Here is a 21,378-nt window from a genome sequence, read left to right on the forward strand (position 1 = left end):
TGGGGGCGTTGCGGGCGCGTCCGGAGTTGACGCCGTTGTTGTTGCGTGGGTTGGTGCGGGTGCCGAGTCGGCGGGTGGCGGAGTCGGGTGCGGACCAGTCCGAGTCCTTCGCGCGTACGCTCCTCGCACTCCCCGAAACCGAACAGCGCCAGCGCGTACTGAAGTTGGTGCGGGACGAGGTCGCCCAGGCCCTGGGGCACACCTCCGGCGACGCGGTCGCGCCACAGCAAGCCTTCAACGACCTCGGGTTCGACTCGCTGACCGCGGTGGAGCTGCGCAACCGGCTCAGCACCGTCACCGGCCTGCGACTGCCCGCGACGCTGGTGTTCGACTACCCCAGCTCGGCCACGCTGGCCGACTTCATGCTGGCGGAGGCGCTCGGTACCCGTCAGGGGCGCGCCGAGGTACGGGGAACGGTCGCCGCGGCGGACGACGACCCGATCGCGATCGTCGGCATGAGCTGCCGCTACCCCGGCGGGGTCGCAGGCCCGGACGACCTGTGGACGCTGCTGTCCACCTCCGGGGACGCCATCTCGGGCCTGCCCTCCGACCGGGGCTGGGACGTGGACCGGCTCTTCGACCCGGACCCCGACCGTCCCGGGACCTCGTACACCCGCGAGGGCGGGTTCCTGCACGACGCCACGCACTTCGACGCGGCGTTCTTCGGGATCTCGCCGCGTGAAGCGCTGGCGATGGACCCGCAGCAGCGCCTGCTCCTGGAGGCATCGTGGGAGGCGGTCGAGTCCGCGGGCATCGACCCGCTGGCCCTGCGGGGCAGCGACACGGGCGTGTTCGCCGGCCTGATGTACCACGACTACGCGGCGCACGCGAGCACGGTCGGAGAGGGCCTTGAGGGGTACCTCAGCACCGGCACCGCGGGCAGCGTGATGTCGGGACGAATCTCGTACACGCTGGGCCTGGAGGGCCCGGCGATCACCGTCGACACGGCGTGTTCGTCGTCCCTGGTCGCGCTGCACTGGGCGATCCAGTCGCTGCGGTCGGGCGAGTGCTCCATGGCACTGGCCGGCGGCGTCGCGGTGATGGCGACGCCCGGCACCTTCGTGGAGTTCTCCCGCCAGCGCGGTCTCGCGCCCGACGGTCGCTGCAAGTCATTCGCGGCCGGGGCCGACGGCACCGGCTGGGGCGAGGGCGTCGGCATGCTGCTGGTGGAGCGCCTCTCCGACGCCCGCCGCAATGGTCACCAGGTCCTCGCGGTCGTGCGCGGCAGCGCGGTGAACCAGGACGGCGCGAGCAACGGTCTGACCGCCCCCAACGGCCCCTCTCAACAGCGCGTGATCCGCGCCGCGCTGGCCAACGCGGGACTCGACGCCACGGATGTCGATGTCGTCGAGGCGCACGGTACGGGTACGAGGCTGGGTGACCCGATCGAGGCGCAGGCGCTGATCGCGACCTACGGTCAGGAGCGTGCGGAGGACCGGCCGCTGCTGCTGGGCTCGGTCAAGTCGAACATCGGTCACACGCAGGCCGCCGCGGGCGTGGCCGGTGTGATCAAGATGGTGCAGGCGATGCGGCACGGGGTGGTGCCCGAGACCCTGCATGTGGACGAGCCGACGCCGCAGGTGGACTGGTCGGCGGGATCGGTGGAGCTGGTCACCGAGCAGCGTGCCTGGCCGGAGACGGGTCAGCCGCGCCGTGCGGGTGTCTCGTCCTTCGGTATCAGCGGCACGAATGCGCATGTGATCGTGGAGCAGGCGCCGGAGGCGGCGCCCGTAGCGACGGAAACGCCCGGTGGGTCCGCTCCGGTCGTAGGCGCGGGTGTGCCGTTCGTACTGTCGGGGAAATCGGAGGGCGCCCTGCGGGCGCAGGCGGAGCGGCTGCGGCTGGCCGTCGAGGGCGGCGAGCTGCCGGAACTGCCCTCCATGGGCCGTGCCTTGGCGCTGGACCGGTCCCGGTTCGAGCACCGTGCGGTGGTGCTTGCGGGTGGTCTGGAGGAGCTGCGGTCGGGTCTGGAGACGGTCGCACTGGGCGGCGGCTCGGCCGTCGGTGTGGTGCGCGGTGTCGCGGGTTCCTCGGCTCGTCCGGTGTTCGTGTTCCCGGGGCAGGGGGCGCAGTGGCAGGGCATGGCGGCGGGGTTGCTGGAGTCCTCGCCGGTGTTCGCGGGGCGGATGGCGGAGTGTGCGGCGGCTCTGGAGCCGTTCACGGACTGGCGTCTGCTGGACGTCGTACGTGGTGAGCCGGGTGCGCCCGGTTTTGACCGGGTGGATGTGGTGCAGCCGGTCCTGTGGGCGGTCATGGTGTCGCTTGCGGAGCTGTGGCGAGCATGTGGCGTGGAGCCGGCCGCGGTGATCGGTCACTCGCAGGGGGAGATCGCGGCGGCGGTGGTCGCGGGTGGGCTGTCGCTGGAGGACGGTGCCCGGGTCGTGGCACTGAGGTCGCGTGCCCTGCTGGCCCTGTCGGGTGGCGGTGGCATGGTCTCGGTGTCGTTGCCGGTGGGGGAGGTGCGTGAGCGCCTGGCGGCCTGGGAGGGCCGTATCTCGGTGGCGGCGGTCAACGGTCCGTCCTCGGTGGTGGTCTCCGGTGAGCCCAAGGCGCTGGAGGAACTGGTGGCCTCCTGCACCGAGCAGGACATCCGGGCGAAGAAGATCGCCGTGGACTATGCCTCGCACTCGGCCCAGGTGGAGCTGATCGAGGCGGAGTTGGCCGACCTCCTCGCGGGCGTGACGCCGACGTCCGGCCAGGTGCCGTTCTACTCCACACTCACCGGCGGCCTGCTGGACGACACGACGGGCCTGGACGGCGGCTACTGGTACCGCAACCTGCGTTCCACGGTGGAGTTCGAGCAGGCGGTGCGCGCGGCGGCCGGGGACGGTCTTGGCGTGTTCATCGAGGTGAGCCCGCACCCGGTGCTCAACCTCGGACTGCAGGAGACCTTCGACGCGGCCGGCAGCGAGGCAGTGGCGTTGGGCACCCTGCGCCGGAACGAGGACGAGGCACATCGCTTCATGACCTCGCTGGCCGAGGCTCACGTCCACGGCGTCGAGCTGGACTGGCAGGCCGTCTTCGCCGGACGGCCCACGACCCACGTGGACCTGCCCACCTACCCCTTCCAACGCCGGCGCTACTGGCCCGAGACCGCGGACACCCCCGCACCGGAGCAGAGCGCGATGTCTCCGGACGAGGCGGAGTTCTGGCAGGCCGTCGAGAGCGAGGACCTGGACGCCCTGATGGGCACCCTGGACAAGGCCGAGGCGGAGCCGCTGCGCGCGGTCCTGCCGGCCCTCGCCTCCTGGCGGCGCAACAGCCGCGACAGCTCCACCGTCGACGGCTGGCGCTACCGCGTCGGCTGGAAGCCCCTGCCGAAGGCCAAGTCGGCCGAACTGTCCGGCACATGGATCGTCCTGGTTCCCGAGGTGCTTAGGGACGACGCCTCGGTCTCCGACTGCGGCCGTGCCCTGGTCGGGCACGGCGCCCACGTGGTGACGCTGGCGGTTTCCTCCGCCGACGCCGAACGCAAGGCGCTCGGCGGGCTTCTCGGCGAAGTCCTGCGGGAGAACGGCACGGGGAACGACGAGAGGAAGCTGTCCCGTATCGGCGGCGTGCTGTCCTTCCTCGGCGCGGACGAAGCACCCGACCGGGCGCACCCCGCGGTTCCCGCCGGCGTCACGGCGACGCTCGCGTTGGTGCAGGCCCTCGACGACGTGGAGATCCAGGCGCCCTTGTGGTGCGCCACCGTGGGCGCGGTCCAGGTCGGCGCCGCGGACCGCACGGTGAGCGTGGCGCAGGCCCAGGTGTGGGGCCTCGGAAGAGTCGTCTGCCTGGAGCGCCCCGGCAACTGGGGCGGTCTCGTCGACCTGCCTGCCGACGGGGTCGACGCCAGGATCACCGACAGCCTGTGCGGAATCCTGGCGGGGCGAACGGCCGAGGCCTCCGGACCGGGCGCCGGTGACGTCGGCGGCGCGGGCGAGGACCAGATCGCGGTACGTTCGGCCGGTGCGTACGGCCGCCGCCTCGTCCGCGCCCCGCTGAACGGAGCACCCGCCGTACGCCCGTGGCGCCCCGAGGGCACCGTACTGATCACCGGCGGCACCGGCGCCCTGGGCGGCCACGTCGCCCGATGGCTGGCGGGACGGGGAGCGGAACGGCTCGTCCTGACCAGCCGCAGGGGCGCCGCGGCCCCCGGAGCGACCGAGCTGGAGGCGGAGCTGACGGGGCTCGGCGCCAAGGTGACGGTGGAGGCCTGCGATGTCGCCGACCGCGACCAAGTGGCCGCGCTGATCGAGCGGTTGAACGCCGAGGGTGATCCCGTGCGCGCGGTCGTGCACACGGCGGGCGTCAGTGCCGGCGCCGCCCTGGCCGACACCGAACCGGCAGCGTTCGCCGACGTCCTCGCGGGCAAGACGGCGGGCGCCGCCCACCTCGACGAGCTGCTCGGCGGGACGGTGGACGCGTTCGTGGTGTTCTCCTCCATCGCCGGAGTGTGGGGCAGCGCCCGGCAGGCCGGGTACGCGGCGGCGAACGCGGCGCTGGACGCGCTCGCCCTGCGCCGCCGGGCCCGCGGCTGGGCCGCCACATCCGTGGCGTGGGGCCAGTGGGGCGACGGCGGCATGGCCGCCGGCGACACCGGCGAGCAGCTGACCCGTCTGGGCCTGGCCCCGATGGCGCCCGGCCTCGCGATCACCGCGCTGCAGCAGGCCATCGAGCACGACGAGACGCCAGTGGTCGCGGTCGACGTGGACTGGCCGCGGTTCGCCACGGCCTTCACGACTCTGCGGCCGAGCCCGCTGATCGGCGACCTGCCCGAGGTGCGGGCGGCGCTCGCACCCGAAGAGGACGCGGCGGACGGCACGTCCGCGTCCACCGGAGCCGACCGTGCCGAGACGCTGCGGCAGAACCTCCTCGAACTGTCCGGACCCGAACAGGAACACCTGCTCCTGGAACTCGTGCAGGAACGGGCGGCGACGGTGCTGCGGCTCGCCGCACCCACCGACGTGCGGTCCGACCGGGCGTTCCGCACTCTGGGGTTCGACTCCCTGACCGCGGTGGAGCTGCGCAACCAACTGGGCGAGGCGACGGGCCTGCGGCTGCCGGCCGCCCTGGTCTTCGACCACCCGACGCCCACGGCGCTGGTCACGTACCTGCGGAGCAAGCTGCTCCCCGAGAGGGACGGGACAGGCACCGAGGGCGGCCCGGGCGGCCATGACGACGTGGACGAGGCCGCCGTCCGTGGCGCACTGGCGACAGTGCCGCTTGACCAACTCAGGGCCGCCGGAGTGCTGGACACCCTGCTGAAACTCGCGGACCGGCGCGGTGGGGCGCAAACCCCTCTGCCCGCGGGCGACGAGACCGAGTCGATCGACGAGATGGACGCCGAGAGCCTGATCCAGATGGCGTTGGGCGACGGCGAATCCTGATGACGCGTGAAGTGTGGAGTGCATGATGGCTAGTTCGGCTGACAAGGTTCTCGAAGCGCTGCGCGCGTCGCTCAAAGAGGTCGACCGGTTGCGGCGGGAGAACACCCAGCTCACCGATGCGGCGCGGGAACCGATCGCGATCACCGGGATGAGCTGCCGCTACCCGGGCGGGGTGACGAGCCCCGAGAGCCTGTGGAACCTCGTCGCATCCGGGACCGACGCGGTCACCGGGTTCCCGACCGACCGCGGCTGGGACCTGGAGCGGCTCTACGAGGAGGCCCACGACAACGCGGTCACCTTCGAGGGCGGCTTCGTCGACGGGGTCACGGACTTCGACGCGGGCTTCTTCGGGATCTCGCCGCGCGAGGCGCTGGCGATGGACCCGCAGCAGCGCGTGCTCCTGGAGGAGTCCTGGAAGGCCCTGGAACGGGCAGGAGTCGCCCCCTCGTCGCTGCGCGGCACCGCGACCGGTGTCTTCGTCGGAGCCCAGTCTTCCGGTTACGAGACGAGCCTGCGGCAGTCGAACGAGAACGTCGCGGGCTACTACGTCACCGGCACCGCGGGAAGCGTCGTCTCCGGACGCGTCTCCTACTCCCTGGGCCTGGAGGGCCCGGCCGTGACGATCGACACGGCGTGCTCGTCGTCGCTCGTGGCCCTCCACCAGGCGGTGCAGGCACTGCGCCAGCGCGAGTGCTCCCTCGCGCTGGCCGCCGGTGTGACCGTGATGAACAACCCCGGCGCGTTCGCCGAGTTCAGCCAGCAGGGCGGCCTCGCGGCGGACGGCCGCTGCAAGTCCTTCGCGGCCGCCGCCGACGGCACCGGCTGGGCCGAGGGCGTCGGTGTCCTGGTGGTGGAGCGGCTCTCCGACGCGCTCCGCAACGGACGCGAGATCCTCGCGGTGATCCGCGGCTCGGCCGTGAACCAGGACGGCGCGAGCAACGGCCTGACCGCGCCGAACGGCCCCTCCCAGCGGCGGGTCATCCGGGCCGCGCTGGCCAACGCCGGCCTCTCGCCCGCACAGATCGACGCCGTGGAGGCACACGGCACCGGCACCGTCCTCGGCGACCCCATCGAGGCCCAGGCCCTCCTGGAGACGTACGGCCAGGACAGGCCGGATGGCAGACCGCTGTTCCTCGGCTCGATGAAGTCCAACTTCGGTCACGCACAGGCCGCTTCAGGCGTCGCCGGTGTGATCAAGATGGTGATGGCACTGCGGCACGCGGCCCTGCCCCGCACCCTCCACGTCGACGAGCCGACGCCGCACGTGGACTGGTCGGCCGGATCCGTCGAGCTCCTGACCCGGCCGGTGGAGTGGCCGCAGACCGGGCAGCCGCGCCGCGCGGGCGTCTCCTCCTTCGGCGTGAGCGGCACGAACGCGCACGTCATCGTCGAGCAGGCGCCCGTGCGCGAGGTCGAGCCCGCCGCCGACGGGACCAGGCAGAACCGGACCCTGCCGATCGTCCCCTGGCTCGTCTCGGGCGCGACCGGCGAAGCGCTCAAGGCACAGGCGAGCGAACTCCGAGCCCACCTGGACAACGCCACCGCGGACGAAACTTCCGCCCTGGACGTCGGCTACTCGCTCGCCACGGGACGCGCCGCCCTGGAACACCGCGCGGTGATCCTCGCCGACGGCCGTACCGGACTCGTCGACGGCCTGGGCGAGTTGAGCGCCTCCGGCAACGGCCCGGCAGTGGTGCGCGGAGTAGCGGCACCTGGACGCCTGGCGGTGCTGTTCTCCGGACAGGGCTCCCAACGGGCCGGCATGGGACGGGAGCTGTACGAGACCTACCCCGCCTTCAGCGAGGCGTTCGACGCGGTCTGCGCCGAGCTGGACCGCCACTTGGACCGGCCTCTTCGCGAGGTCGTCTTCGACGGCGGTGAGCTGCTGGACCAGACGCAGTTCACGCAGGCCGGTCTGTTCGCGCTCGAAGTGGCGCTGTTCGAGCTGATGACGTCGTGGGGCGTGAAGCCGGACTTCCTGCTGGGTCACTCCATCGGCGAGCTGTCGGCTGCGTACGTGGCTGGGGTGCTGTCGCTGGAGGATGCTGCCGCGCTGGTGGCGGCCCGGGGCCGTCTGATGCAGGCGCTTCCGGCCGGCGGGGCGATGGTCTCGCTCCAGGCGGCGGAGGACGAGGTGCTGCCGCTGCTGACGGACGGCGTGTCCATCGCCGCGCTCAACGGCCCGCGCTCCACGGTGATTTCCGGCGACGAGGACGCGGTGCTCGCCATCGCCGCGCACTTCGAGGGCGAGGGTCGTAAGACCAAGCGGCTGCGGGTGAGCCATGCCTTCCACTCCCAGCGTATGGAGGCCATGCTCGACGACTTCCGCGCCGTCGCGGAGCGCCTCACCTACAACGCGCCCCAGATCGCCATCGTCTCCAACGTCACCGGCGCGGTGATCCCCGCACGGGAGATCCGCACGGCGGAGTACTGGGTGCGCCACGTCCGCGACGCGGTCCGCTTCCTGGACGGCGTCCGCACCCTGCAGACCCAGGGTGTGACCGCCTTCCTGGAACTGGGCCCCGACGGAGTGCTCTCCGCCATGGTCCAGGACTGCGTCACGTCCGGACCCGGCACCGAGGACACCCTCTCCGTCCCCGCGCTCCGCAAGGGGCGCGACGAGGCACGCACGTCCGCCGCCGCGCTCGCCGAACTGCACGTGCGCGGCAAGGCGGTCGACTGGGCGGCGTACTTCTCGGGCACCGGCGCCCGCCGCGTCGACCTGCCCACCTACGCCTTCCAGAGGCAGCGCTACTGGCCGCACGTCCCCGAGGACCAGACCGTCGTGGCCGGCGAGGGGGGCAACACCCCCGAAGAGGCCCGTTTCTGGGACGCCGTCGAACGCGAGGACCTGCAGTCGCTCGTCGAAGCCGTACGCCCCGACGACTCCGCCCCGCTCGCCGACGCGCTCCCGGCGCTCGCCGCCTGGCGACGGCAGAGCCGCGACAACTCCATGGCCGACGAGTGGCGTTACGGCATCAGCTGGAAGCCAGTCACGGCCGGCCCGGCGGGACAGCCGTCGGGCGACGCGCTGACGGGCACCTGGATCGTCGCCGTACCCCGGGGCGCCGGAGACGACCCCTCGGTGCGCAGCACGGACAGCCTGGCGCCCAGCACGGACAGCCTGGTGCGCAGCACGGACAGTCTGGTGGGCAGCACGATCGACGCCCTCGTCGCGCACGGCGCCACGGTGCTGCCGCTGGAGATCGACGCCGCCGCCACCGACCGCGCGGTACTCGCGCACGAACTCGCGCAGGCCCTCCGGGTCTCCGGGCAGCCGGCCGGCGTGCTCTCCCTCCTGGCCCTGGACGAGGAGCCGCACCCCACCCACAGCGTCGTACCGGCCGGCATGGCCGGCACACTGGCGCTGGTCCAGGCTCTCGGCGACGCGGAGATCGACGCGCCGCTCTGGCTCGGCACCCGCGGAGCCGTCTCCGTCGGCCGCTCCGACCCGCTGACCAGCGCCGCCCAGGCCGCGCTGTGGGGGCTCGGCCGGGTCGTCGGCCTGGAGTGCGCCCACCGCTGGGGCGGACTGGTCGACCTGCCGGCCACACTCGACGAGCGCGCGGCCGGCCGGCTGTGCGCGGTCCTCGCCGACGGCGGCGAGGACCAGGCGGCGGTGCGCTCCTCCGGAACCTTCGTACGCCGACTCGTCCGCGACCCCCGAGGGGAGAGCACCGACGGCTCGACGTGGACGCCCCGCGGCACCGCACTCATCACGGGCGGCACCGGCGCGCTCGGCAGCCACGTGGCCCGCTGGCTGGCCAAGGGCGGCGCACAGCGCCTGATCCTCACCAGCCGCCGGGGCCCCGACGCACCCGGAGTCACCGAACTCGTCGACGAGCTCCAGGAGTTCGGCACCCAGGTGACCGTCGTCGCCTGCGACATCACCGACCGCGCAGCCGTCGCCGCACTGATCGAGCAGGCCACCGCCACGCCGGACACGGACGGCGAGGAGAGCGTCCTGCGGACCGTCGTGCACGCCGCGGGCGTCGGCACGGCCATGCTGCTGTCCGAAGCCACCACGGAGACACTCGCCGCCGAGCTGTCCGCCAAGGTCGCCGGCGCCGTCCACCTGGACGAACTGCTCGAAGACCACGACCTCGACGCCTTCGTCGTCTTCTCCTCCGTCGCCGGAGTCTGGGGCAGCGGTGGCCAGAGCGGCTACGCCGCCGCCAACGCCTACCTCGACGGACTCGTCCAGCGCCGCAGGGCACGCGGCGTCCCCGCGACCTCGGTCGCCTGGGGCGCCTGGGCCGGCGGCGGCATGGCCGACGGCGAGGAGGGCGAACAGCTGCTGCGCCTGGGCATCCGCTCCATGGCGCCCGCCCCCGCGATCACCGCGCTGCAGCGGGCACTCGACTGCGACGACACCCTGGTGACGGTCGCGGACATGGACTGGGCGCGCTTCGTGCCGATCTTCGCCGCGGCCCGCCCCCGCCCGCTCATCGGCGACCTGGCCGAGGCGCGCGAGGCGCTGACGATCCCCACGGGACCCGACGGGACGAACGGCCCGGCAGAGGGCACGTCCCCGCTGGGCGAACGGCTCGGGCGCCTGAGCGCCGCCGAGCGCACCGAGGCACTGACCGAACTGGTCAGGGGCCAGGCCGCCGTCGTACTCGGGCACGGCTCGGTGGACGGAGTAGAGCCCGACCGGGCGTTCCGCGAGCTCGGCTTCGACTCGCTCACCGCGGTAGAACTGCGCAACAGGCTCGCCGCCGAGACGGGCCTGAGCCTCCCGAGCACCATGGTCTTCGACCACCCGACGCCGGCCGTCCTCGCCCGGTTCCTCGACGCCGAACTCGCCTCCGAAACCGGCGACGGGTACGGCGCGTCCGACACCCGCCAGAAGTCCGCCGCGGGCACCCGCGCTCCGGCCGGCAACACCGCGGCCGCCGAGGACGACGACCTGATCGCCATCGTCGGCATGAGCTGCCGCTACCCCGGCGAGGTCGAGAGCCCCGAGGACCTGTGGCGGCTCCTCGCCGCAGGCGGCGACGGCATCACCGGCTTCCCCACGGCCCGCGGCTGGGACCTGGACGGCATCTACGACCCCGACCCGGCCCACCCCGGTACGAGCTACACCCTCCAAGGCGGCTTCCTGCACGGGGCGGGCGACTTCGACGCCGGCTTCTTCGGGATCTCCCCGCGCGAGGCCCTGGCGATGGACCCGCAGCAGCGGCTCCTCCTCGAAGCCTCCTGGGAGGTCTTCGAGCGCGCGGGCATCGACCCGACATCGGTGCGCGGCGAGCAGATCGGCGTCTTCGCCGGAGCCTCCTCGTCCGGCTACGGCGCCGGCGCCGCCCAGACCCCCGAGGGCGGCGAAGGACACCTCATCACGGGCACCGCGACGAGCGTGGTCTCCGGCCGCATCGCGTACATGATGGGCCTTGAGGGCCCGGCGGTGACGGTCGACACCGCGTGCTCGTCGTCCCTGGTCGCCCTGCACCTCGCCGCGCAGGCCCTGCGCCAGGGCGAGTGCAGCATGGCGCTCGCGGGCGGCGTCGCGCTCCTCGCGACCCCGGCCGCGTTCGTGGAGTTCTCCCGCCAGCGCGGCCTCGCGGCGGACGGCCGCTGCAAGCCCTTCGCGGAGGCGGCGGACGGCACGGGCTGGTCCGAGGGCGTGGGCGTGCTCCTGGTGGAACGCCTCTCCGACGCACGCCGCCTCGGCCACGAGGTCCTCGCGGTGGTCCGGGGCAGCGCGATCAACCAGGACGGTGCGTCCAACGGCCTGACCGCCCCGAACGGCCCGTCTCAGCAGCGCGTGATCCGCCAGGCCCTGGCGAACGCCGGCCTGTCCGCGTCGCAGGTGGACGCGGTGGAGGCGCACGGCACGGGCACCCGGCTCGGCGACCCGATAGAGGCCCAGGCGCTCATCGCGACCTATGGTCAGGAACGAGCCGACGGCCGCCCGCTGTGGCTGGGCTCGATCAAGTCCAACATCGGCCACGCCGCAGCGGCGGCCGGCGTGGGCGGCATCATCAAGATGGTCATGGCGATGCGGCAGGGTGTGCTGCCGCGGACCCTGCACGTGGACGCGCCGACGCCCCAGGTCGACTGGTCGGCGGGTGCTGTGGAGCTGCTGACGGAGTCGGTGGAGTGGCCGGAGACGGGCGAGCCGCGCCGCGCGGGTGTCTCGTCCTTCGGCATCAGCGGCACCAACGCCCATGTGATCGTGGAGCAGGCGCCGCAGGTCGAGGAGCCGGAGCCGTCTGTGCCTCCGGTGGAGCTGCCGGTGGTGCCCTGGGTCGTCTCGGCGAAGTCGGAGGCCGGGCTGGCGGGGCAGGTGGAGCGGCTGCGGTCGTTCGTCGCCGAGAAGCCTGATCTGTCACCGGTGGATGTGGGCTTCTCCCTGGCGACGTCGCGTGCGGTGCTGGGCCATCGGGCGGTACTGGTCGGGGACCGGACCGTGCGGGGTGCGGCCTCGGCGGGCAGGACCGGTGTGCTGTTCTCGGGCCAGGGCTCGCAACGGCCCGGAATGGGCCGGGAGTTGTACGAGGCCTATCCGGTGTTCGCGGATGCGTTCGATGCGGTGTGCGCGGAGCTGGACCGGCACCTGGAGACGCCTCTGCGTGAGGTGGTGTTCGGTGGGGGTGAGCTGCTGGATCAGACGCAGTTCACGCAGGCGGGTCTGTTCGCGCTGGAGGTTTCGCTCTTCCGTCTGGTCGAGGCGTGGGGGGTACGGCCGGATTACCTGCTGGGTCACTCGATTGGTGAGCTGTCGGCTGCGTACGTGGCTGGGGTGCTGTCGCTGGAGGACGCTGCCGCGCTGGTGGCGGCCCGGGGCCGTCTGATGCAGGCGCTCCCGGCCGGTGGGGCGATGGTGTCGCTCCAGGCGGCTGAGGACGAGGTCCTGCCGTTGCTGGTCGACGGCGTGTCGATTGCTGCCCTCAACGGCCCGCGCTCCACGGTGATTTCGGGCGACGAGGCAGAGGTCCTGCGGATCGCCGCGCACTTTGAGGGTGAGGGTCGTAAGACCAAGCGGTTGCGGGTGAGTCATGCGTTCCACTCGCCGCGTATGGACGCGATGCTCGACGACTTCCGTGCGGTCGCGCAGGGGCTGACCTTCAACGCCCCGCGGCTGTCGATCATTTCGGACGTGACGGGCGAGGTCCTGTCGGCCGAGGAGGTGCAGGACCCGGAGTACTGGGTCCGCCACGTCCGCGAGGCGGTCCGTTTCCTGGACGGCATCCGCACCCTGGAGGCCGCGGGTGTGACGGCGTTCCTGGAGCTGGGTCCGGACGGTGTGCTGTCCGCGATGGGGCAGGACTGCGCCACCTCCGACTCAGGCGAGATCACCTTCGTACCCGTGCTCCGGAAGGACCGTGAGGAGCCGGGCTCCCTGGTCACCGCCCTGGCCGAACTGTACGTACGCGGCAAGGGAGTTGACTGGTCGGCGTACTACGCCGGTACCAGTGCGCGCCGGGTCGAACTGCCGACGTACGCCTTCCAGCGGCAGTGGTACTGGGCTGCGGCGCCGACGACGCTTCTCGGCGACCTGACCGGTGTCGGTCAGCACTCCGCGGAGCACCCGCTCCTGGGCGCGGCGATATCGCTCGCCGAGGGTGACGGGCTCGTGCTGACGGGCCGCCTCTCCCTTCAGTCGCATGCGTGGCTTGCGGATCATGTGGTGCTGGGTTCGGTGTTGCTGCCGGGTACGGCGTTTGTGGATCTGGCGTTGTATGCGGGGGAGAGGGTTGGTTGCGGGGGCCTTGAGGAGTTGACGCTGGAGGCGCCGTTGGTGCTGCCTGAGCGTGGTGGGGTGTCGGTTCAGTTGTCGGTGGCGGCGGCGGGTGCTGACGGTCGTCGTGTGGTGAGTGTGCATTCGCGGCCGGCTGATGACGCCGAGGGCGAGTGGGTGAGTCATGCCCGGGGTGTGCTGTCGGTCGAGGCAGGGGCTGTGGGTGAGGGGCTTGAGGTGTGGCCCCCGCGCGACGCGGTGGCCGTGGACGTCGAGGGCTTCTACGAAGGACTCGCCGGACTGGGATACGGGTACGGCCCGGTCTTCCAGGGGCTGCAGTCCGTCTGGAAGCGCGACGACGAGGTGTTCGCGGAGGTGTCCCTTCCCGAGGGCGAAGACTCCGACGGGTTCGGTGTGCACCCCGCCCTGCTGGACGCTGCGCTGCATGCCATGGGACTGACGTCCGGAGACGGCGGGACGAGCGAGGGTGGTTCGCCGGGTCTGCCGTTCGCGTGGTCGGGGGTGTCGCTCTCGGCGGTGGGTGCGCGGATGTTGCGGGTGCGGATTGCGCGCTCGGGTTCGGGTGTGTCGTTGCTGTTGGCTGATGGCACGGGTGCGCATGTGGCGTCGGTGGAGTCGTTGGCTTTGCGTCCGGTGACTGCTGAGCAGCTGCAGGGTGCCGGTAGCGGCGATGTGGCTCGGGATGCGTTGTTCCGGGTGGAGTGGTCGCTGCGGCCGGTATCTGCGGTTGAGGGCGAGCCCGAGGCGCGTATCGAGTATCTGGGTGCGGGTGTCTCGGACGGTGTGGTTGCGCGGGCGCATGAAGTGACTGTGCGGGCACTGGAGTTGGTGCAGGGCTGGCTGGCGGATGAGTCGGCTGGTCAGTCGCGGTTGGTGGTCGTGACCCGTGGTGCGGTGGCTTGCGGTGAGGCCGAGGTGCCGGATCCGGTGCAGGCGGCGGTGTGGGGCTTGTTGCGTTCGGCGCAGTCGGAGAACCCGGACCGTTTCGTCCTTGTCGACCTTGATGGAGATGAGGCATCGCAAGCGGTGCTGTCCGCTGTGGTGGCCTCGGGCGAGCCGCAGGTGGCGATCCGCCGTGGTGAGGCATTCGTACCGCGCCTGACCCGGGCGGTTGTGGCTGCTGAGCGGCCGACGGTTGATCTGGGCGGTCAGGGTACGGTCCTGGTGACGGGTGCCAGTGGTGCGCTGGGTGGTCTGGTGGCCCGGCACCTGGTGACCGAGCGGGGCGTACGCCACCTGCTCCTGTTGTCCCGGCGTGGTGAGCAGGCGCCGGGGGCGGCGGAGTTGGTTGCCGAGCTCACGGGTCTGGGTGCTGGGGTGCGGGTGGCCGCGTGTGACGTGGCCGACCGTGAGGCACTTGCGGCGGTCCTGGCGGACGTACCCGCCGAGCATCCGCTGGTGGGTGTCGTGCACACCGCGGGTGTGCTGGATGACGGCGTGCTGTCGTCCCTCACTCCTGAGCGGCTGGAGGTGGTGTTGCGTCCGAAGGTCGACGCGGCCTGGCATCTGCACGAGTTGACGCGTGGTTTGGATCTGTCGCTGTTCGTGTTGTTCTCGTCGGCGGCGGCGACGCTGGGTTCGGCGGGTCAGGCCAACTACGCGGCGGCGAACGCGTTCCTGGACGCGCTCGCGGAAGCCCGGAAGGGCGAGGGCCTGGCTGGTCAGTCGCTGGCCTGGGGCCCGTGGGCCGAAGGCGGCATGCTGGGCAGCCTCGACGACACCGACCTGCAGCGCATGGCCCGTGCCGGTCTCCCCGCTCTCACGGCGGAGCAGGGCCTTGCCCTCTTCGACGCCGCCGAGCACACGGGCTGGGGAGCGGTGCTCCCGCTCCGGCTCGACCTCGCGGTGCTCCGCCGGGGTGCCGCGTCCAACGGCGTTGCACCGCTGCTGCGCGGCCTCGTACGCGTCCCGAACCGCCGTACCGCGAAGTCGGCCGCGGCCGAGTCGGCGCTCGCCGACCGGCTCGGCGGCCTCGGCGAGGCGGACCGTACAGCCATGGTCATGGAGCTCGTGCGCGGCGAGGTCGCCCTCGTGCTCGGTCACGCGTCGCGAGACGCCGTCGTGCCGGGGCAGGCGTTCAAGGAACTCGGCTTCGACTCGCTCACGGCGGTGGAGCTGCGCAACCGGCTCAACGCCGAGACCGGCCTGCGGCTGCCCGCGACGCTCGTCTTCGACTACCCCACCCCCGAAGCGCTGGCCGAGTTCATCCTGGACGAGGTCGCCCCCCGCGAGGACGACCTGGACCACGGGCTGCCCGCGCTGCTGGGCACGACGGACGAGCCCATCGCGATCGTCGGCATGAGCTGCCGCTACCCGGGCGGTGTGCTCAGCCCGGAGGACCTGTGGCAGCTGGCGGTGACCGGCCGCGACGGCATCGCGCCCTTCCCGACCGACCGCGGCTGGGACGTGAGCGGCCTGTACGACCCCGACCCGGACAGCCGCGACACCTCGTACACGGCTGAGGGCGGTTTCCTCTACGACGCGGGGAAGTTCGACCCGGCGTTCTTCGGCATCTCGCCGAACGAGGCGCTGGCGATGGATCCGCAGCAGCGGCTCCTCCTCGAAGCGACGTGGGAGGCCATCGAGCGGGCCGGCATCGACCCGACGTCCCTGCGCGGCAGCCGCACCGGCGTGTTCGCCGGAATGATGTACCACGACTACGCCTCGCAGGTCGCCTCCGTACCGGAAGGCGTCGAGGGTTTCCTCGGAATCGGTACGTCGGGCAGCGTCCTGTCCGGCCGAGTGGCGTACACCTTCGGTCTCGAGGGACCGACGATGACGATCGACACGGCGTGCTCGTCGTCCCTGGTCGCCCTGCACCTGGCCGTCCAGGCCCTGCGCAAGGGCGAGTGCACGATGGCGCTGGCCGGCGGCGTGACGGTGATGTCCACCCCCGGCGCGTTCATCGAGTTCTCCCGCCAGGGCGGCCTCGCCTCCGACGGCCGCTGCAAGTCGTTCGCGGCGGGTGCGGACGGCACAGGCTGGTCCGAGGGCGTCGGCATGCTCCTCGTGGAGCGCCTGTCCGACGCGCGGCGCCTCGGCCACGAGGTGCTGGCGGTCGTGCGCGGCAGTGCGGTGAACCAGGACGGCGCGTCCAACGGCCTGACGGCGCCGAACGGCCCGTCCCAGCAGCGTGTCATCCGCCAGGCCCTGGCCGACTCCGGTCTGCTGGCCTCGCAGGTGGACGCGGTGGAGGCGCACGGTACGGGTACGACGCTGGGTGACCCGATCGAGGCGCAGGCGCTCATCGCGACCTACGGTCAGGACCGTCCGGAGGGCCGGCCGCTGTGGCTCGGTTCGCTGAAGTCGAACATCGGTCACACGCAGGCCGCCGCGGGCGTCGCCGGCATTATCAAGATGGTCATGGCGATGCGGGAGGGTGTGCTGCCGCGGACCCTGCACGTGGACGCGCCGACGCCCCAGGTCGACTGGTCGGCGGGTGCTGTGGAGCTGCTGACGGAGTCGGTGGAGTGGCCGGAGACGGGGGACGCGCGGCGCGCGGGTGTCTCGTCGTTCGGTGTGAGCGGTACGAATGCCCATGTCGTGCTGGAGCAGGCGCCGGTGGCCGAGGCCCCGACGGCGTCTGTGGCTCCGGTGACGTTGCCGCCGCTGGTGCCGTGGGTGGTCTCGGCGAAGTCGGAGGCGGGGCTGTCGGGGCAGGTGGAGCGGCTTAGGTCGTTCGTTGCCGAGAAGCCTGAGCTGTCGCCGGTGGATGTGGGCTTCTCGCTGGTGACGTCGCGTGCGGTGTTGGAGCACCGGGCGGTGCTGATCGGTGAGCGGACGGTTCAGGGCTCGGTGTCGCCCGGCAGGACGGGTGTGCTGTTCTCGGGCCAGGGCTCGCAGCGTGCCGGTATGGGGCGTGAACTGCACGCGGCTTTCCCGGTGTTCGCGGAGGCGTTCGACGCGGTGTGCGCGGAGCTGGACCGGCATCTGGACCAGCCTCTTCGCGAGATCGTCTTCGACGGCGGTGACCTGCTGGACCAGACGCAGTTCACGCAAGCCGGTCTGTTCGCGCTGGAAGTGGCGCTGTTCGAGCTGGTGACGTCGTGGGGCGTGAAGCCGGACTTCCTGCTCGGGCACTCGATCGGTGAGCTGTCGGCCGCGTACGTCGCCGGCGTGCTTTCCCTTGAAGACGCTGCCGCGCTGGTGACCGCGCGGGGTCGTCTGATGCAGGCGCTCCCGACGGACGGGGCGATGGTCTCGCTCCAGGCGACGGAGGGTGAGGTCCTGCCGCTCCTGATCGACGGTGTTTCGATTGCTGCCCTCAACGGGCCGCGCTCCACCGTCGTTTCGGGCGACGAGGCAGAGGTCCTGCGGATCGCCGCGCACTTCGAGGGTGAGGGCCGTAAGACCAAGCGGCTGCGGGTGAGCCATGCCTTCCACTCGCCGCGTATGGACGCGATGCTTGACGACTTCCGGGCGGTCGCGCAGGGGCTGACCTTCAATGCGCCGCAGTTGGCCATCGTCTCGGATGTGACGGGCGAGGTCCTGTCCGCTGGGGAGGTTCAGGACCCGGAGTACTGGGTGCGCCACGTCCGCAAGGCGGTGCGGTTCCTTGATGGCATCCGCACCCTGGAAGCGGAAGGCGTGACGGCGTTCCTGGAGCTGGGTCCGGACGGCGTGCTGTCCGCGATGGCGCAGGACTGCGTCACCGGCGAGATCACCTTCGTACCCGCCCTCCGCAAGAACCGCGAGGAGCCGGAAAGCCTGCTCACCGCCCTCGCCGAACTCCACGTACACGGCAAGGCGGTCGACTGGCCGGCGTACTTCGCCGGTGCCGGTGCCCGTCGCGTGGATCTGCCCACTTATGCCTTCCAGCATGAGCAGTTCTGGCTGGTGTCGTCGCCGGTGGGGTTGAGTGATGCGCGGGCGCTGGGGCAGAGCGCGGGGGAGCATCCGTTGCTGGGTGCCAAGGTGGTGCCGGCTCAGGGGGACGAGTTCCTGTTCACGAGCCGGTTGTCGGTGGACTCGCATGCGTGGCTGGCCGATCACGTGGTGATGGGCTCGGTGCTGCTGCCGGGCACGGCGTTCGTGGACATGGCGCTCCACGTCGGAGAGGCGGTCGGCTGTGGGGTGTTGGGTGATCTGACGCTCCAGGCGCCGCTGGTGCTCCCTGAGCACGGCGCGGTGGCCGTGCAGGTGGCCGTGGGCGCTGTCGAAAGTGACGGCAGCCGTGCGTTGACGGTGCATTCGCGGCCGGCGGAGGACGCCGACGCGGACTGGACACAGCACGCGGTCGGAACGCTGCTCGCAGGACCCGTGGCCGCGGGTGAGGCGCTGGAGCAGTGGCCGCCGCGCGACGCGGTCGCCGTCGAGGTGACGGGTCTGTACGACGACCTTGCTGAACTGGGCCTCGGATACGGCCCGGTGTTCCAAGGGCTGCGGGCCGCCTGGCGCAACGGCGACGACGTGTACGCCGAAGTGGCGCTCCCCGAAGGCGTGGATGCCACCGGGTTCGGCGTGCACCCGGCGCTGCTCGACGCCGCGCTCCACGCCCTGGGCCTGCCGGGTGGCGGCGACGCCGACGCGGAGGCCGGTGCGGCGGGGCTGCCCTTCGCGTGGGGCGGGGTCTCGGTCTCCGCTGTGGGTGCGACGGTCCTGCGGGTCCGCATCAGCCCTGCGGGCTCCGGTGTGTCCCTGACCGTGGCCGACGGCGCCGGTGCCCCGGTCGCCCACGTCGATTCGCTCGCGCTGCGCGCGGTGTCGCAGGAGCAGGTCGCCGCGGCCGGCCACAGTGCGACCCGCGACGCCCTGTTCCAGGTGGACTGGGTCGGGCACGCGGTGACGGAGGAGCGGGTCGAGGCCCGCTGGGCGGTGCTCGGTGACGCGGTTGCCGTGCCGGGTGTGCGCTACGCCGATGTGGAGGCGCTCGCCGCCGCACTCGGTGCAGGCGAGTCGGTGCCGGGCGTGGTGGCGGTGTCGTTCGCCGGTGCCGGCACCGGTGCGGGGGCGGTCGACGGTATCGGTGACGCCGGTGACGTGGTTGCCCGTACGCATGAAGTGGCCCGTCGTGCCTTGGAGCTGGTGCGGGGCTGGCTGGCGGATGAGCAGTTCGGGCAGTCGCGGCTGGTGGTCGTGACCCGTGGTGCAGTGGCTTGCGGTGAGGCCGAGGTGCCGGACCCGGTGCAAGCGGCGGTGTGGGGTCTGCTGCGTACGGCGCAGACGGAGAACCCCGACCGTTTCGTCCTCGCCGATCTCGATCCGGCAGTGGCCGAAGGCCTGTCCGCAGACCTGACCGTCGACCTCGACGGCGATGCGGCGTCGCGTGCGGTGCTGCCCGCGGCGGTGGCCTCGGGCGAGCCGCAGGTGGCGATCCGGTGCGGTGAGGTGTTCGTGCCGCGCCTGATCCGGGCGGTCGTCGCCGGCGAGCGGCCGGTGGACGACCTGGGCGGCCAGGGCACGGTCCTGGTGACCGGTGCCAGTGGTGCACTGGGTGGTCTGGTGGCCCGGCACCTGGTGACGGAGCGGGGTGTACGCCACCTGCTCCTGTTGTCCCGGCGTGGGGAACAGGCTCCAGGTGCTGCCGAGTTGGTGGCGGAACTGGAGGGGTTGGGTGCTGGGGTGCGGGTGGTCGCGTGTGACGTGGCCGACCGTGAGGCGCTTGCGGCGGTGCTGGCGGATGTACCCGTCGAGCATCCGCTCGTAGGTGTCGTGCACACGGCCGGTGTGCTGGATGACGGCGTGCTGTCGTCCCTCACCCCGGAGCGGCTGGACGCGGTGTTGCGTCCGAAGGTGGACGCGGCCTGGTATCTGCACGAGCTGACGCGTGGCCTGGATCTGTCGCTGTTCGTGTTGTTCTCGTCTGCGGCCGGTGTGTTCGGTGGTGCGGGTCAGGCGAACTACGCGGCGGCGAACGCCTTCCTGGACGCCCTCGCGGAAGCCCGGAGGGGCGAGGGTCTGGCTGGTCAGTCGCTGGCCTGGGGCCCGTGGGCGGAGAGTGGCATGCTGGGCCGCCTCGACGACGCCGATACGCAGCGCATGGCCCGGTCCGGCGTTCCGCCGCTCTCGGCCGAGCAGGGCCTCGAACTCTTCGACGCCGCCGAAGGTGCGGGTCGCGCGGCGCTGGTGCCCGTGCGGCTCGACCTCCCGGTGTGGCGCAAGCGCGCCGCCACGGAGGGGGTGCCGCACCTCTTCCGCGGGCTGGTCCGTGTCCCCGGCCGCCGTGCGGCCACGTCGGGCGAGTCCGGATCGGGCTTCGCCGTACGCCTGTCCGGCCTGTCGCCTGACGAGCGGATCCGCTTCGTCGACGGCTTGGTCCGCGGCCAGGTCGCGGCGGTGCTCGGCTACGGTTCCGGCGAGGCGATCAAGTCCCGGAGCGCGTTCAAGGAGCTCGGCTTCGACTCGCTGACCGCCGTCGAACTGCGCAACCGGCTCAACACGGCGACGGGCCTCCGCCTGCCGGCGACCCTCGTCTTCGACTACCCGACGCCGGGCGAACTGGCGGAGTTCCTGGTCGCCGAGGCGCTGGGCGCGCAGCCCGAGGCGGCCGCGACCGCTCCGGTGCCGCGGCTCGCGGACGACGAGCCGATCGCGATCGTCGGCATGGCTTGCCGCTACCCCGGCGGCGTGACCGATCCCGAGGGCCTCTGGCAGCTGGTCGCCACGGCAGGGGAGGGAATCGCGGGATTCCCGACCGACCGCGGCTGGAACCTGGACGGCCTCTACGAACCGGACGCCGACCGGGAGGGCAAGTCCCGCACCATAGAGGGCGGATTCCTCTACGAGGCGGGGAAGTTCGACCCGGCCTTCTTCGGGATCTCGCCGCGCGAGGCGCTGGCGATGGACCCGCAGCAGCGGCTCCTCCTGGAGACCTCCTGGGAGGCCGTCGAGCGGGCGGGCATCGACCCGGCTTCCCTGCGCGGCAGCCGAACCGGTGTCTTCGCGGGCCTGATGTACCACGACTACGCGGCCCGGCTCGGCTCCGTGCCTGACGGCGTCGAGGCATTCATCGGCACGGGCAACTCGGGCAGCGTGGCGTCCGGCCGTGTCTCGTACACGTTCGGCTTCGAGGGTCCTGCGGTGACCGTGGACACGGCGTGTTCGTCGTCCCTGGTCGCGCTGCACTGGGCGATCCAGGCGCTGCGCTCGGGCGAGTGCTCGATGGCGCTGGCCGGCGGTGTCACCGTCATGGCGACCCCGGCGACGTTCGTGGAGTTCTCCCGGCAGCGGGGCCTCGCGGCCGACGGCCGTTGCAAGGCGTTCGCCGACGCGGCGGACGGCACGGGCTGGTCCGAGGGGGTCGGCATGCTCCTGGTGGAGCGGCTCTCGGACGCGCGGCGCAATGGTCACCGGGTTCTTGCGGTG

The 21,378-nt window shown here is 72.2% G+C and carries 1 protein-coding gene and 1 pseudogene; both read left to right on the plus strand.

Going from position 1 to position 21,378, the window contains the following annotated elements:
- Positions 1-146: 146 nt before the first annotated feature.
- A pseudogene (locus IE255_RS38485) lies at positions 147-5,372 on the plus strand (type I polyketide synthase); the annotation flags it as partial.
- A gap of 25 nt (positions 5,373-5,397) precedes the next feature.
- Positions 5,398-21,378: type I polyketide synthase (locus IE255_RS38490; RefSeq protein WP_190055090.1), on the plus strand; the 15,981-nt coding region annotated here is incomplete at its 3' end.

Source organism: Streptomyces lomondensis, assembly GCF_014651035.1.
Taxonomy (GTDB): domain Bacteria; phylum Actinomycetota; class Actinomycetes; order Streptomycetales; family Streptomycetaceae; genus Streptomyces; species Streptomyces lomondensis.